This is a genomic window from Chitinophaga sp. RAB17 (assembly GCF_052114225.1).
Classification (GTDB): domain Bacteria; phylum Bacteroidota; class Bacteroidia; order Chitinophagales; family Chitinophagaceae; genus Chitinophaga.
In genome coordinates this window covers 1,000,964-1,017,699 of record NZ_JBFREI010000002.1, presented here as the reverse complement: position 1 = coordinate 1,017,699, position 16,736 = coordinate 1,000,964, and the positions used below count along the sequence as shown (strand labels likewise).

The 16,736-nt window shown below is 43.5% G+C and carries 11 protein-coding genes; 8 read left to right on the top strand and 3 right to left on the bottom strand.

What is annotated here, in order from left to right; all coding sequences use genetic code 11:
* The first annotated feature begins 6 nt into the window (after positions 1–6).
* The 7 genes from murD to ftsZ all read left to right on the top strand — a co-directional run bounded on the left by murD (position 7) and on the right by ftsZ (position 9,674).
* On the top strand, positions 7–1,347 hold the full coding sequence (gene murD, locus AB4Z08_RS10180) for a UDP-N-acetylmuramoyl-L-alanine--D-glutamate ligase (protein WP_441573620.1): 1,341 nt from the start codon (positions 7–9) through the stop codon (positions 1,345–1,347).
* A gap of 87 nt (positions 1,348–1,434) precedes the next feature.
* Positions 1,435–2,631 (top strand): FtsW/RodA/SpoVE family cell cycle protein, encoded by a 1,197-nt coding sequence (locus tag AB4Z08_RS10175; RefSeq protein WP_441573619.1) that lies wholly within the window; start codon positions 1,435–1,437, stop codon positions 2,629–2,631.
* 40 nt (positions 2,632–2,671) lie between these two features.
* Positions 2,672–3,763, top strand: coding sequence for an undecaprenyldiphospho-muramoylpentapeptide beta-N-acetylglucosaminyltransferase (murG, locus tag AB4Z08_RS10170; protein ID WP_441573618.1), 1,092 nt, complete (start codon positions 2,672–2,674; stop codon positions 3,761–3,763).
* 16 nt (positions 3,764–3,779) lie between these two features.
* Entirely contained in the window at positions 3,780–5,135 is a 1,356-nt protein-coding gene (murC, locus tag AB4Z08_RS10165) for a UDP-N-acetylmuramate--L-alanine ligase (protein WP_441573617.1), read from the top strand.
* Positions 5,136–5,161: 26 nt separating this feature from the next.
* On the top strand, positions 5,162–6,250 hold the full coding sequence (locus AB4Z08_RS10160) for a hypothetical protein (RefSeq protein ID WP_441573616.1): 1,089 nt from the start codon (positions 5,162–5,164) through the stop codon (positions 6,248–6,250).
* Positions 6,247–7,650, top strand: a complete 1,404-nt coding sequence (gene ftsA / locus AB4Z08_RS10155) for a cell division protein FtsA (RefSeq protein WP_291922745.1) — start codon at positions 6,247–6,249, stop codon at positions 7,648–7,650. Before AB4Z08_RS10160 ends, ftsA begins: the two co-directional genes overlap by 4 nt.
* A gap of 170 nt (positions 7,651–7,820) precedes the next feature.
* Positions 7,821–9,674, top strand: a complete 1,854-nt coding sequence (gene ftsZ, locus AB4Z08_RS10150) for a cell division protein FtsZ (RefSeq protein ID WP_441573615.1) — start codon at positions 7,821–7,823, stop codon at positions 9,672–9,674.
* A gap of 133 nt (positions 9,675–9,807) precedes the next feature.
* On the opposite strand, the gene AB4Z08_RS10145 is transcribed toward ftsZ, so the two are convergent.
* From AB4Z08_RS10145 to AB4Z08_RS10135, 3 genes are all read right to left on the bottom strand, one after another.
* Entirely contained in the window at positions 9,808–11,565 is a 1,758-nt protein-coding gene (locus AB4Z08_RS10145; protein WP_441573614.1) for a glycoside hydrolase domain-containing protein, read from the bottom strand.
* Positions 11,566–11,793: 228 nt separating this feature from the next.
* Positions 11,794–13,746: a KUP/HAK/KT family potassium transporter gene (locus AB4Z08_RS10140; RefSeq protein WP_441573613.1), complete on the bottom strand. Its 1,953-nt coding sequence runs from the start codon at positions 13,744–13,746 to the stop codon at positions 11,794–11,796.
* A 154-nt stretch (positions 13,747–13,900) separates the two neighbouring features.
* Positions 13,901–15,451, bottom strand: coding sequence for an OmpA family protein (locus AB4Z08_RS10135; protein ID WP_441573612.1), 1,551 nt, complete (start codon positions 15,449–15,451; stop codon positions 13,901–13,903).
* 314 nt (positions 15,452–15,765) lie between these two features.
* Here AB4Z08_RS10135 and AB4Z08_RS10130 point away from each other — a divergent pair, with 314 nt between their 5' ends.
* Complete coding sequence (locus tag AB4Z08_RS10130; protein ID WP_133806442.1) at positions 15,766–16,731, top strand: polyprenyl synthetase family protein; 966 nt, start codon at positions 15,766–15,768, stop codon at positions 16,729–16,731.
* The last annotated feature ends 5 nt before the right edge of the window (positions 16,732–16,736 follow it).

Here is a 16,736-nt window from a genome sequence, read left to right as displayed (position 1 = left end):
AACGAAATGGAACATAAACTCATCATATTAGGAGCCGGAGAAAGTGGTATAGGAGCAGCCTTGCTGGGAAAACAGCAGGGGTATGATGTATTTGTGTCTGATGGAGGAACAATAAAAGATAATTATAAACAGGAACTGGCGGTAAACCAGATCTCTTTTGAAGAAGGACATCATTCCTGGGACGTTATACTGGAGGCCAACGAAATTGTAAAAAGCCCTGGTATCCCTGAAAAGTCGGAGTTGATGAAAAAGGTACGCGAAAAAGGCATACCCGTGATTTCTGAAATAGAGCTGGCCTACCGTTTCTCGACAGGTAAAAAGATCATTGCCATCACCGGCAGCAACGGCAAAAGCACCACTACGGCCCTCACCTACCACATCTTCAAAAACGCAGGATTGAATGTGGCGATGGTGGGAAATATTGGTATCAGCTATGCAAGGCAGGTGGCAACCGCACCAGCGGAGTATTATGTGATTGAAATCAGCAGCTTCCAGCTGGATGACATTAAGGACTTCAAACCCAATGTGGCCATCCTGCTGAACATTACGCCTGATCATCTGGATCGCTACGATTACAAAATGGAAAATTACGTAGCCTCCAAATTCAGAATCGCCATGAACCAGACAGCGGAAGACTACTTCATCTACTGCATGGATGATCCTGAGATCATGCGACATTTAGCGCAGCAACCCATTTATTCAGCATCAATACCTTTTACCATCATGAAACCACTGAAAGAAGGCGGCTTTATTGCCAACGACCAGTTGAACATCGATGTCAACGGAGATCCGGTTATCATGTCCATGTATGACCTGTCACTAAAGGGAAAACATAATCTTTATAATTCGATGGCAGCAGCAATTGCAGGCAGAACCATGGATATTAGAAATGAGAAAATCCGCGAGAGTCTTACTTCGTTTGAAAGCCTCGAACACCGGATGGAATATGTGACGAGCGTAAGAGGAATCGATTTTATTAATGATAGCAAAGCTACCAATGTAAACTCCGTTTGGTTTGCACTGGAAAGTTTTGATAAACCCATTGTCCTGATCATGGGCGGTGTGGATAAAGGCAACGACTACGATGCCATCCGGGATCTGATAAAAGAAAAGGTAAAGGCTATAGTTTGCCTGGGGGTAGACAACACTCCCATCTTTGCTGCGTTATCAAAAGATACACCGGTCATGATCAATACTACCAGTATGCATGATGCAGTGCAGGAAGCGTTTAAACAGGCCACCAAAGGAGATATTGTTTTACTGTCTCCCGCATGTGCCAGTTTTGATCTCTTCAAAAATTATGAAGACAGAGGCCGGAAATTTAAGGATGAAGTAAAAGCATTGTAACAGTTACTGAATAAATGGATCAAACCAGAAATTAACAACAAAAAGCAGGAAAGCTAAAACCTAACTGCTAAAACCTAAAAGCTAAAAATGATCGGATTGCTCTATAGAACAAAAGGCGATAAGGTTATCTGGACGATAGTATTTTTTCTATCGCTGGTAAGCCTGCTCGCTGTATATAGTGCTACCGGCTCGCTCGCTTACCGCGAAAGGGGCGGCCATACGGAGTATTATCTCCTGAAGCAGCTCACCGTACTGGTAATGGGCCTGGTGATCATTTACTTTGCACACCGCGTGAACTATACTATTTATTCCCGCGTGGCGCAGATAGGCTTCCTGGTATCCATACCGTTACTCGTATATACACTGGCCTTCGGCCGGCATTTAAATGATGCCAGCAGGTGGATCAGTTTACCTATCATTAACCTCACCTTCCAGACATCGGATGTAGCCAAATTAGCCATCTTCATGTATGTAAGTAGGCAATTATCCAGGCGGCAAAACCTGATCACTGATTTCAAAAAAGGCTTTTTGCCGATCATTATACCGGTAGGCATCATCTGCGCATTGATCATGCCAGCCAACATGAGTACGGCGCTACTATTGGGCGCGAGCTGCATGTTGCTCTGTTTTATCGGCAGGGTACCTCTAAGGTTCCTCGCTTCTATGGTGGCTGCAGGCGCGGTATTGGTAGTATTACTTTTCATGGTCGCCAAACTGACGAGCATGGAAATGCGTACCAAAACTTGGGAAAAGCGTATCGACAACTTCATGCATGGAGATCATACAGATATGCCTTACCAGGTACAACAAGCCAACATCGCTATCGCAGGTGGCGGCATTTTAGGTAAAGGACCCGGCAATAGTACGCAACGTAACTTCCTGCCGCACGCCTATTCTGATTATATCTATGCAACGATTATTGAAGAATATGGCATGTTTGGCGCCTTCCTGATACTGGCAGCTTACATGATCTTATTACTGAGAAGTATCAGGATCTATAAAAGATGTCCGTATGCCTTTGGTGCATTCCTGGCAGTAGGGCTCAGCGTTACACTGGTGATACAGGCGTTGACTAATATGGCTGTAAATGTGCAGCTGTTCCCGGTTACAGGGGTTACCCTGCCACTGGTGAGTATGGGCGGATCTTCTGTTTTATTTACCAGTATGGCAATCGGAATTATCCTCAGTGTATCCAGAAATGTGGAAGAAATGGAAGGAAAGCAGGCGGAAAAAGAACGTTTGGAAAGAGTAATGGCGAGTACAGAAAACGCTGCAGTCGCTTAATACGTATTTATATAGCATCAATCGTAATTAGTATAATAATATGCAACGCAAAGTGATCATAGCAGGCGGCGGTACCGGGGGACATATCTTCCCCGCGATAGCGATCGCGAATGCGTTGAAAAAATTGCAGCCGGACATCAACATACTATTTGTAGGTGCCACCGGAAAAATGGAAATGGAGAAGGTGCCACAGGCAGGCTATCCAATTGAAGGATTGGAAATCGCAGGATTTAATCGCAGTAATATCTTCAAAAATATATTGCTGCCTTATAAAATCTGGAAAAGTTTGCGCCGGGCAAAGGCTATCCTGAAAAACTTTCAACCCGATGCAGTAGTAGGTGTGGGCGGATACGCCAGCTTCCCGATGCTGAACAGGGCGCAGAAAAATGGTATTCCTACCCTGATACAGGAACAAAATTCCTTTGCAGGTAAAACGAATAAAATATTAGGTAAGAAGGCGAAGAAGATTTGTGTAGCATACGATGGAATGGAGAAATTTTTTCCGGCAGACAAACTGGTGATGACCGGTAACCCTGTCAGAAACAACATTTCGCAATCAGCCGTAACAAGAGAAGATGCCCTGCATCATTTTGGCTTGCGCACTGATAAACAAACCATCTTTGCAGTAGGCGGTAGCTTAGGCGCTAAATCCATTAACGAGGGCTTACAACCCTTGCTGAAAATGATAGCGGATAAAGACATACAGCTGATCTGGCAAACCGGAAAGCCGTATTATGAAACCGCTAAAACAGCTGCCGCACCGTATGAGTCGCACATAAAAGTATACGACTTCATTAACGTGATGGATTTTGCCTACAAAGCAGCAGACGTAGTATTATCGAGGGCAGGTGCATTGGCCATTGCAGAATTATGTGTCGTGAAAAAGCCCGTGATATTTGTGCCTTATCCTTTTGCAGCGGAAGATCATCAAACTTCCAATGCGATGAACCTGGTAAACAAACAGGCAGGTTTAATCATTAAGGACGAAGAAGTAAAGTCACAATTAAGCAGCGTGTTGTTCAGCCTCCTGCAAAACAAGGCGCTGATGGAACAGCTGGAAAATCATATTGGTAAACTGGGTAATCCCAACGCTGATATGGTTATTGCAAAACAGGTATTGGAAATTATTTAGCGATTTAGCAGCATATATGGATTTGAATAACATACAAAGGGTTTATTTCATCGGTATCGGTGGTATTGGCATGAGCGCCATCGCACGCTTTTTCAATGAAAAAGGAGTGCAGGTAAGCGGTTATGACCGTACTTCCACAGCGCTTACAAAGCAGCTGGAAGCAGAGGGTATGCAAATCCATTACACAGACGATATTAACGCAGCAGATAAACAAGCTAACCTGGTGGTATATACACCGGCAATACCAGCCGCTCATACAGAGTTGCAGTGGTTCAGGGATAATGGCTATGAAGTGGTAAAGCGCAGTGATGTATTGCAGGAAATTACACGTTCATTGTTTGCCATCACGGTAGCGGGTACACATGGTAAAACAACCGTTTCTACTATGATCGCACACCTGCTCACCGACAGTGGGTATGGCTGTAATGCTTTCCTGGGTGGTATCAGCGTGAACTATAATAAAAATTTCTGGAGCAGCGACAAACAAGTAGCTGTAATTGAAGCAGATGAATATGACCGCTCTTTCCTGAAATTAAGTCCGGATGTAGCGGTGTTAACTGCCATGGATGCAGATCACCTCGATATATACGGCACACCGGAAGCAATGGAAGACGCTTTTATTCAGTATACACACAATATTAAGCCCAATGGCACGCTGATTGCTAGGTTCGGCCTGCATCGGAATAGCGAGCTCAATGCAACAAACAAGTTGTTGTACAGTTTACAAAACGATGCTGCCAATGCCTACGCTGCCAATATCCGCATGCTCAATGGCGGATATGAGTTTGATGTAATGCAGCAGGATTGGATGATCGACAACATTTCCATGCACATTGGCGGAATGCACAACGTGGAAAATGCAGTTGCAGCTATCACAGTAGCACACCTGCTGGGAATAGATGCTGATAAGATAAGATCTGCCATCGCTAATTTCAAAGGAATCAAACGCAGGTTTGAATACGTGGTAAAAAATGATCGACAGGTATATATCGATGATTATGCACACCATCCGGAAGAATTGCGCGCACTCATTACCAGTGCAAAAGCATTATTCCCCGGTAAAAAATGTACAGTTGTTTTCCAACCACATTTATTTACCCGTACCCGTGATCTGGCAGATGGTTTTGCGGAAAGTCTTTCTCTGGCAGACGAAGTAATACTGCTTCCTATCTACCCGGCACGTGAACTGCCTATTGAAGGGGTTAGCAGCGAAATGATTGCAGCAAAAATGACAGTACCTGTAAAAATAATACCGAAAGAAGAAGTAGTGGAATATTTAAGATCAAAAGATATCCCATTACTGATTACTGCCGGCGCAGGAGACATCGATCAGTTAAAAGAACCGATTGCAAACGAATTAAAAATGAAGTAAACATCACCACATAAACTTTAAAATACTTGTCTAAAACAACCACAATATTAAAACGCCTGGGCATCGCTCTCCTTTGGGGAATGGCATTGTCTGGCTTTATAGTATTGCTGGTAGCGGCTATACAAGATAAAGACGCCGGCAAGTGCAAAGGTATACAGGTGAAGTTTGAAGGGAAAGATGACAACTTTTTTATTGAGTCCAAGGATATAAAATCCCTGATCACAAAAGATAAAAGTCTGAATCCTGTAGGTAAACGGATTGGCGACATCAACATTTCGCAGCTGGAAGCAATAGTGGATCAGGATCCGTGGGTAAAGAATGCAGAGATTTATTTTGATAACGGGCAGCAGCTGAATATCAAAGTAACGCAACGCGAACCAGTAGCACGGGTATTCACTTTTTCCGGGAATAGCTTTTACCTCGATGGAGCCGGGGAACACATCCCGGTATCAAGTCGTTATGCTGCCAGAGTGCCTGTCTTCACCGGCTTTCCCACAGATGCAGAAAAGCTGCAGAAGGCAGATAGTCTTTTAACCGCACAGATCGTCGATCTGGGAAGTTATATTGGTGATGATCCTTTCTGGATGGCACAGGTAGAACAGCTAATGATTACGGAAGACCGCAGGTTTGAGTTCATACCTAAACTGGGAGACCAGGTCATCGCTTTCGGAGAAGGGATAGATATAGATAAGAAATTTACCAAACTGTTGGCTTTTTACAAAGAAGGATTGAATAAAGTAGGCTGGAATAATTATTCGCGCATCAATATCGCCTTTGACGATGAAGTGGTGTGCACCCGTAAAGATGGCGTAGTTCCATTGCAACCGGTTTTCAAAACGGATAGTTTGAAACTCACAGCTCCGGATGAGCCGCCGATATCGGACAGCGAAGACTCTACTGCAAAAACACCGGCAACAGTAAAACCGGAGCACACAGTAGCAGCAAAACCGGAAAAGAAACCGGCACCGGTAGTTAAAGAAAAGGCTAAAACGCAGCATGTAAAAGTGGCAAAGAAAGAAAAAGTAGCTGCTGCGCCGGCCAAACAACAACCTAAAGCAGTGTATAAGCCAGGGAATAAATCTGTTAACACATCAAAAAAACAAAAAACGCCATGAATCAGGAAGCTCCCATCATTGTAGGACTCGACATAGGTACTACGAAGATTGCTGCCATTGCAGGACGGAAGAATGAATACGGGAAACTGGAAATCCTGGGATTCGGTAAAGCTACATCGTTTGGTGTGCAGCACGGTATGGTGCTGAACATTGACCAAACAATAAAAGCTATCAGGCAAGCACTCGAAAATTGTTATGCATCCAACCCCAACCTGGAGATTAACGAAGTATATGTTGGTATAGCCGGTCATCATATAAAAAGTTTGCAAACCCGCGGCGATATTGTGCGCAACGACACCGATGCGGAAATCTCCCAGAAAGATATTGACCAGCTGATCAACGATCAGTACAAAACAGTTATTCCCGCGAGTGATCAGATCATCGATGTGATCCCGCAGCAATATATAGTGGATAGTTTGCAAAATATCACCTACCCTATTGGTATGTCTGGGGTGAAGGTGGGCGCAAACTTCCATATTATTACCGGCGATAAAAACGCCATCCGCAACATTAACCGCAGCGTGGAAAAATCAGGTCTCAAAATCCGCGACCTGGTATTGCAACCACTTGCCTCTGCAGCTGCTGTTATGTGCGACATGGACTTTGAAGCAGGTGTAGCCATTGTAGATATTGGTGGTGGTACCACTGACCTGGCCGTGTTTTACGAAGGTATTCTCAAACATACCGCAGTAATTCCTTATGGTGGTGAAAACATTACCAATGACATCAAAAACGGGCTGGGTGTATTAAAAACACAGGCAGAACAGATGAAAGTGCAGTTTGGTTATGCACTGGCAGATGAAGCTAAAAGCAATGCCTATATCACCATTCCCGGATTAAGAGGTCAGAGCCCCAAAGAAATTTCAGTGAAGAACCTCGCGCATATCATACAGGCGCGGATGAGTGAAATACTCGATTTCGTAGTATATCATCTCAAGCAAATCGGTATGGATAATAAAATGCTAAATGGCGGCATTATCCTCACTGGTGGCGGATCCCAACTGAAACACCTCATACAGCTGACTGAATACACCACCGGCGCAAGCGCCCGTATAGGTTTCCCCAATGAGCACCTTGCAAGTGGTCACATAGATGAACTAACCAAACCTATGTATGCTACCTGTGTGGGCTTGATCCTGAAAGGATACAATGATTTTGAAAATGATCGTAAAGCACTGGAAGAAAATTATGTAAAAATTAATACAAGCTATCTTGCCAAAGAACAGGCTGCACAGTCAGTTACTCCAACAGACGACTGGATAGAAGAAGCTGCCCCCACCAGCCAGGAAATACAGGACAGGAAAGCAAAAGAGCGGAATGCGTCATTAAAGAACTTCTTAGACAAAATGAAAACAAAGATCATTGATATGTTTACAGAAGAAGAAGATGCAAAACTTTAAAAGTTAAATGGCGCAATTGTTGCAAAAACGAAACGTTAATATAATAAGAATTAAGAACCGATAATAATAATGACAGGACAAATGAACCATAGTAACAGTAAAGCATATACGCACTTAATTCTTAATAGTTCATTATTATTTATCGTACTAACCCATAAAAGTATAGAGTCATGATACATTTTGATCTTCCTAAGGAAAAATCTTCTATCATCAAAGTCATCGGCATAGGTGGTGGAGGAAGTAATGCGGTGAATCATATGTATAGCCAGCGCATTGAAGGGGTAAATTTCATTATTTGCAATACCGATGCACAAGCTATTGCTAATAGCCCTGTTCCCAACAAAATTCAGTTGGGACCTCACCTTACCCAGGGGCTGGGAGCCGGTGCGAATCCTGAAATAGGGAAACAGGCGACAGAAGAATCCTTTGAAGAAATCAAAAAAATACTGGAGGTAAATACCAAAATGGCCTTCATTACTGCCGGTATGGGCGGTGGCACCGGTACCGGTGGCGCTCCTATTATCGCCAAAATATGTAAGGAACTGGGTATTTTGACTGTTGGTATTGTTACCACCCCGTTTTCTTATGAAGGTAAAAAAAGGATGTTGCAGGCAGACGAAGGCGTTTCCCGCCTGAAAGAGTATGTAGATACCCTGCTGATCATCTCCAACGATAAATTACGCCAGAAATTCGGCGACCTGAAATTCAAGGCGGCCTTCGAAAAAGCAGATAACGTGCTGGCTACTGCCGCCAAATGTATTACGGATGTCATCAATTCCACCGGTCAGATCAACGTGGATTTTGCCGACGTTTGTACCGTTATGCGTAACGGTGGCGTGGCGATTCTTGGTGCTGCTCTGGCAGAAGGTGAAAACCGTGCGCAAAGGGCTATCGAAGACGCATTGACTTCTCCGTTGCTGAATGATAACGATATACGCGGTGCTAAATGGATCCTTATCAACATCTCTTCCTCTGAAGGTGAATTTGAACATACACTGGATGAAATGGATATTATCCAGGCCTATGTACAAAGCCAGGCCGGAGAAGATTGCGATGTGATCCTGGGTGTGGGCTATGATCAGACACTGGACAGGCAACTGGGTGTAACCATCATTGCTACCGGTTTTGAACAAAAACCAATCACACAGCAAAAAATCACTCCCTCCAACCCGGAGCGCGTAGAACCTAAAATTGTAATGCAATTAGGGAAAGATGGTGATGAAAAAAAAATGAGCGTACAACAGGCACAGGGTCTGCTGTTCCAGGAGCCACAGGATCTGATGGCACCACGTCTCATGGAACCAGTCATCACACATCCTGAACCTGTGATGGCTTATACACCACCACAGCCACAACAACAGGCGCCCATTGCACCTGCCCGTCAGAACTATGTGCTGAATATCCAACAGGTACCACCAGCACAACCTCAGCAACCTGACCAGCAGCAGATACAACAACAAATCCAACAGGCGCAGCAACAACAACTGCAGCAAATGCAACAACAGCAAATGCAGCAGCCAATACAGCAACAACCTGTTCAACAGCCGGTTCAACAAATACCACCTGCACACGCCCAACAGCCGAATGTGAATATCATTCAGCCACAAACCGGTAATGCGGCAGGAGGATATTTAAACAGACCGTCTCATATATATGTAGAACCAGGTACACCTACTCCCGAAATGAAGATGGTGTATAAAGAAGATGAAGGTGCCGTAAATGTACCTCCAGCTCCTCCTGAAGTACCCATGCAACAGGCATATGAAGATCTGGAAGAACAGAAACGCAAACAGGCAGAGAGAGTAGCCAAATTACGCAGCATCAGTTTCAATGTGAAAAACATGGACAATAATGCGGAACTGGAAAATGTGCCCGCCTATCTGCGCAGAAATGTAAACCTGGATAACGGTGCCGGCTCCGCTGAGCATTTCTATTCTAATTACACCGTGAGCGATCCCGGACAAAATAATCATACAGAAATTAATACAATCAATACCTTTTTAGATGGGAAAAAGCCCGATTGATGAACACATTTGATTGTTTTTTAGTTGTGTTAAAAAAAATCCTCCGGTTCCCCGGAGGATTTTTTTTATAGTAACGCTATTGCGAAGATTATTATAAATAACGTTTAACCTTTACCGTTATATCGACTGTAAATCATAAACTGTTCAATCCCTGTTTGGCTACATCTAAAACAGCCGCTGCTGGAGTGGTTTTCAGCGTTTCTTCCTCAAAAGGTTTCAGTATAGTATTCAGTTGATTCAACGCTGCTGTATTGTTCGCCTTAGTAAATTCGGCCCTCAGAATTCTTATCTTCTCATAATCCTGTATACCTTCCACCATTCTTTCAAAACGAATAGAAGATCTCGGTCCCGGATATACGAAATAAGTATCTCCGGCTGACCAGCTACGGAAGCGGGAATCCTGTAATGGATCTGCGACCCAGCAATTAAATGCCCAGCGCAAATAACCGTTATATCCTTTCAAAGCAGCATGCCATCCCATAAATGCAGATTCTGCCGGAGGCGAAAAAGTGAAAGTGTTAGGAAATCCTTCTGTACAACAGGTATAGAAAGTAGTCGGCAAACCTTTCGCCAAACGTGCTTTCAGCACATCTGCAGGAAATGATTCTCTCAAAGCAATGCAATAGTCGTGAATTTCATTGGCCAGTGGTGCATGATAAGAACCTGCCAATGATAATTTGAAATCTTTATCTGCTTTACGGATAACGGTCATCGCCTGCTGCATATCTTCCATAGGTCTTTCATCCATAGCAATAGCAGTGATATTAAACCATCCTTTTGCTTTCAGGTGTTTCACAAAATCATTCAGCATAGGTTGCCAGTGAGCGCTATATTCAGGTGTACCTGGCTTGGCTACAATGAAAGTGTCTTTTGCAGCAGCTTCATCATAATAATAGAATTTCAGATTCCATGGAATCATGCTATAGCAGTTGATTTCCTTACGGATACCCTGATCCATCATGAACTGTACCCACTTATCAAAAATAGTATAATCATAAGCCCAGCCCCCATTTTTTTTCTTTGTCCATTTCACCATAGTGCCATAAATATCTTCCGTTTGGCTATTCCATGGATCGTAAATGATGGTGGTGGTAATCACTTTCTGACCAGCATCTGCCAACATTTTTATGTAAGGCTTCATTGCCTTGAAATGAGCCTCGCTCCAGGGTTTCACGCCATATACACGTGCTATCGCATAAGGACTCTGCCACAGATCCAGGTGGAAGCTCCAATCTTTCGGAGCGGGTAATGTATGCTCCAACACCGTTACTTCGTAAGGCATATTTACCGCAGTGGCACCGCCTTTTACGCTCACAGTGCCTTTATATACACCGGCTGGCGTATTGGCAGGGATCTGTATACTCAACCAAACAGGTTGTGTATTATTGGCGGCAATATCTCTTTTGTTGAGGATGTCGATGCCATCTGCTACCAGTGAAGAGTCAAATTCCCCGGGTTTGCGATATCCGCAGCCACCACCGTCTTTATTCAAACCATCGGTCATTACATATCTTACAAAGCCAGTTGTTACTGCATTAGCACCAATCTGATGGCCTTTGTTATCCTGTAGGGCCGACGCCTGAATAGTAACAGCTGATTGGGCAATAGTTGTCCAGATCACCAATTGAGTGTGGATACGCTCACCTTTCCATGCAGTGGCTTTCCAGGTGTCCCTGAGAAGGTCGTTACCAGGTGCATTTCGCTTTTCATAACGTGTATCTGCAGTACCGAATGCTACGTGAAGCCGGGCGTCATTAACAGCGGCCCAGGAGGCTTTATTTACAGGTTTTGGATCGGGCAGTTCCCTGTAATCGTTGCCAGGAGCTGTTTGCGCCCATAGGTTTTGTTGCAATGCCAGCATTACCAGCACGCCAAAAAATTTGTTCACCATTACTAAAATTTAGCTTTTTTCAGAAGTTGGAACCAATATCCAGTACAGAAACCGGCTCCCTTACACCCCAATATCTATAAAAAAAATGGGAATATCCAATTTGTGGGATAGGTGGAAATCAGGAGGGATGATCAAAAATTATATCGTCAGGAATGCCGATATTCAAAAAAAATGGGATTTTCAAACGTTGTTCACGTTGAAAATCCCATCTGTAAAAACTTAAATATTTTAATGCACAATCCTCTTCAGCTGAAGATTCGTAACAGGTGCTACTACCAAAGGATACTTTTCAATGGTTACATAGCTGGAATCCAGTCCGAAGCCTCTTTCTTCCGATAAACTGATCTTTTTCAGGAAGAAATACATTTTCATGACCATCCTTTCGTACAAAGGCAAATCATTATCATGTGAAAGGAACTTCTCCATTACAATGAACTGGAAGTCTCCTACTACATTATTCTTACTCAATGATTCGTAACGGCTGGTGATATTTACTTCTTTGTTCCGAACCATATCTTCCACCACCATCCTGAACATCAGGTTAATACGTTGTTCCACTTTGAATCCCAGGCGGAATTCCACGCGTATCACTTCATTCGGGATAATTGTTTGTACGGAATATTCACTTAAATAAGGCTCATCTACCACATCCACATGTACAAACCAATAGATATCAGCCCGTTTAGGCTTTTTATTAAGAATAGAATAGATGATCTTATGTTCTATTTCCTTAGGGTTATCCGCGCTGCTCATATATACCAGGTGGGTGGCATATTTGGGAATTGATGTATCATTACTCAGTTCCTGGATAATAGGTAGATAATCTTCCAGTCGCACGAACTCCACATAACGGTTTTTGATTTTACGGGATTTGAACCAGACAATCATCACCAGGAATAACGCACCGGCTACTATCACTGTAACATAACCTCCGTGCATGAATTTAATAACATTCGCAAACAGGAAGGAGAATTCAATCGTAAAATAGACGACCAGGTATAGTAGTATCCACCCGACCCATACTCGTTTGGTATACAGGTAAAAGGCAAAGAGACAGGAGGTCATGAGCATACAAATGGTAATAGACAATCCATAAGCTGCCTCCATATTGGAAGACTCCTGGAAGATCATTACAATAGCCGCACAACCGACAAACAACATCGTATTGATACCGGGAATATAGAGTTGCCCTCTCATTTCCGTTGGATAGTTTACCCGCATTTTCGGCCAGAGATTGAGTCGCATGGCTTCCGCGATGAGGGTAAAGGACCCGGATATCAATGCCTGACTGGCGATTACGGAAGCCAGTGTGGCAATTAATACACCAAAAATGATGAACCATTCCGGCATAATGGTAAAGAACGGATTCTGGTCTTTAGGGAGAATCTGACCTTTTTGTGTCAGCAACCATGCGCCCTGGCCCAGATAATTCAAAATAAGACAGGATTTAACGAAAATCCAGGAAATCCTGATGTTACCCCTACCGCAGTGTCCAAGGTCAGAATACAGGGCCTCTGCCCCTGTTGTACACAGGAATACTGCACCCAGTATCAGGAAACCTTTAGGATAAGTAGTTAAGAGTTCAATAGCGTAATGGGGGCTAAAAGCTTTAAAAATGCTGAGGTCATCGGCAATGTGTGAAATGCCGAGTATACCGAGCATAGAAAACCACAGTACCATGATGGGGCCGAACATACGACCGATAGAAACGGTACCGAACTGTTGCATCACGAAGAGGCCTGTAATGATGGTCAGTACTATTTTTACGATAGTCAGCTGTCCCAGGTCTTTGAAAACTTCCAGTGTTCGTAACCCTTCAATAGCAGAGGTGACGGTAATGGGAGGTGTAATAATACCATCAGCGAGTAAGGCCGCGCCGCCGATCATACCGAATATAACGGTCCATCTGGCATGCCGTCTTACGAGCGCGTACAGTGAAAAGATACCACCTTCCCCTTTATTATCTGCCCGGAGGGTCAGGATAACGTATTTAACGGTGGTTTGCAGGGTTAGTGTCCATATGATACAGGAGATACCACCTATCACCAGCAGATCGCTGATGGGGTTGCCCCCTACGATGGCCTTGAAAACATAAAGTGGAGATGTTCCGATGTCGCCGTAGATAATACCGAGCGCTACTACGAGACCTGCCAGGGAGACCCTGTTAATGTTTATTCCCACGTAATAATAAGTTGGTTAAAAAGCCTTCAAAATTAGGGGTAAATATTGACACTCCAACAATAAATCGTAAAGGAGTGTTTAGTGAATAAAAAAATCCCCACCCGAATGAACGGGCGGGGATTTTTTTAGTTATCATCTTAATGAGTGATACTGATTAGTTAGCAGGAGCTAAATCAACAGTGCCAGACTCACCAGGAGTGTTTTGTTTGATGAAACGACCGCGGTCGATTCCTTGTTTGTCAGCCAGGTAGTCGATAACTGAATCAACACGACGGCTGCTCAGGTCAACACCACCTTTTTTACCTTTCGCACCTGCGTGACCTGTTACCAGGACATTGCAAGATGGGTTAGATTTCAGGGTAGCTGCAACAGAAGCCAGGATAGCTTCCTGATCTTTACCAACTTTGGTAGTGCTTCCTTTGAAAGAAACGCTAGGCAGAACCAGGTTAGCGCAAGTCACTGCAGGAGCAATGTTTTTGCAGCATTCTGGATCTGGGCATTTACCAACACCATCAGCATCAACTGGCTGGCAATAAGTAGGTGTGATCAGTTGTTTGTCTTTGAAATCAGGAACGCCATCACCATCAGTATCTTTAGCAACACCATGAGAATCAACTGGTGCACCTGCTGGGGTGTTAGGTTCGCGATCGAATTGGTCAGTTACGCCATCACCATCAGCATCAGGCAGAACCGGAGCTGGGATCTTCATGTGACGTGGGTTGCTCAGCTCGCTGTAAGCGTATTCCAGTGGGTTGATCCACCATAATGGCTGTACACGTTTAGCTGGGTTACCCAGGTTGAAGTTCAGACGTAAGCTGGTGTAAGAATAGAAATCTTTAGAAGAACCATAAGGATTAGCATATCCATCCAGGTATGCGTCAAATGGCATGGTGATTTTTTCTTCAATACCGATGTTGAAACGTTTAGAAACTTTAAACGCTACACCAGTACCGAGATCCAGGGCGTGACGGAGCAACTGGTTGTCATCCTTACGGCCAATGGAAGTTCTGTTACCCTGTGAAGGAGCATTCTGTTCGTACTTTTTGTCCTGAACACTCTTGATATAACTCTTGATATCAGAACGTTTACCACCCAGTTTAGCTGGATCGTATTTGTAACCGTTACCTGCAGCATCTAATGCATCAACGTCAACATCAGCCATTACGATAGAGTAACCACCCAGTAAATACCAGTTAACTTTAGGTTCAGCTCTGTAGAACAGAATGTTGCTCAGGGAAGCGATCACATCCAAAGACAGCTGATGATTCTGAGACTTGTAGTTCGGAATGATCTGACCACCGTTCAGCGCCGCAGTCTTAGCCCATGGATTACCATTAGCTATGATAGTAGGACGCAGTCTGTAATCCTGACCTTTATCAATGGAACCGATGTACTCAGCTCTCAGGGAGAAAGTGTGACCCAGTGCTTTTCTCAGGGAGATACCGCCACCGAAACCTGCTTGGGGAGGAACAGTTCCGCTAATCAGGTGTAAACCACCACTAAAACCCAGTTCCCACATATCTCTCGGTTTCGCCGGGAAATTCGATTGGTGGTTCGTGAAGTTATTTTGTTGTACCATACGCTTGCTAGACACTTTGGTGCTATCCAGAGCATCATAGCCGGTTGGTTGAACCTGTGCAAAACTAGAAGATGCTGATAGTAAACCCACAGCGCCTGCCAGTAATAAGTACTTTTTGCTTGCCATAATTGTTTTTTTTATTAAAAACTGTTAAAAATTTACTAATAACCCGTTTTTTACCTAGCAAAGGTAAATATCATAAATGAATATACAAATTTTTCTTGCAATATTATTTTCATTGATAAGTCCTTCAATATTAGAGCTTAAATGAAAGTATTTATATACCTTAAATCCAGTTAAGTTAAACTTATGCATACCTCGTGTTAAAGGAATCTTTACCTCATGTTAAAGGAATGTTATACTCCATATACAAATTAAAGGCCAAAATGTTAAAATGTGATTTATAAAACCTAGCTTAGCAATCCTTTTTTATTTAATACATGGATGACATTAAACACCTGATAGGTAAAGAATTACAGGATTTTGAAAGTAAGTTCGCAGATTCAGTAAAAAGTCATGTGCCATTGCTGGACAGGATCATGCATTACATTGTGAAGCGCAAGGGAAAGCAGATCAGGCCCATGTTTGTTTTATTATCAGCAAAACTTTTCAGCGACAATATCCAGGAGAGTACCTACCGTGCAGCAGCACTGGTAGAATTGCTACATACTGCTACACTGGTGCACGATGATGTGGTGGATGACGCCAACGAACGCCGGGGCCTCTTTTCTATCAACGCTTTATGGAAAAATAAAATAGCGGTGCTGGTTGGCGACTATCTGCTATCCAAAGGCCTGCTGCTATCTCTTAATAATAATGACTTCCGAACTTTACAGATATTATCTGAAGCGGTGAAAGAAATGAGTGAAGGGGAATTGCTGCAAATTGAGAAAACCCGTAAACTGAATATCAAGGAAGATATTTATTTCGAGATCATCCGTCGCAAAACGGCCTCATTACTGGCCTCTGCCTGCGCTGCAGGCGCATGGAGCAGCAGCAATGATGAACACACCACGGAACAAATGCGCCTTTTCGGAGAAAAAGTAGGTGTCGCCTTTCAAATAAAGGATGACCTCTTCGATTATGGTTCCGCTAAAATCGGTAAGCCTACCGGTATTGATATCCGCGAGAAAAAAATGACCCTGCCACTCATCTATACGCTGGAACATGCATCCACAGAAACCAGGAGGAAAATTATTAACATAGTAAAAAATCACAATACCGATAAAGACCGCGTAGAAGAAGTCATCCGCCTGGTAAAAGCATCCGGGGGGATTGATTACACCAGACAAAAAATGTTTGAATACCGCGATGAAGCCCTTACCATTTTAAATAAGTTCCCTGAAAATGCTGTCAGAAACGGACTGGAATCTCTTGTTAGATTTACAACTGACAGAACATTTTAGAAAGA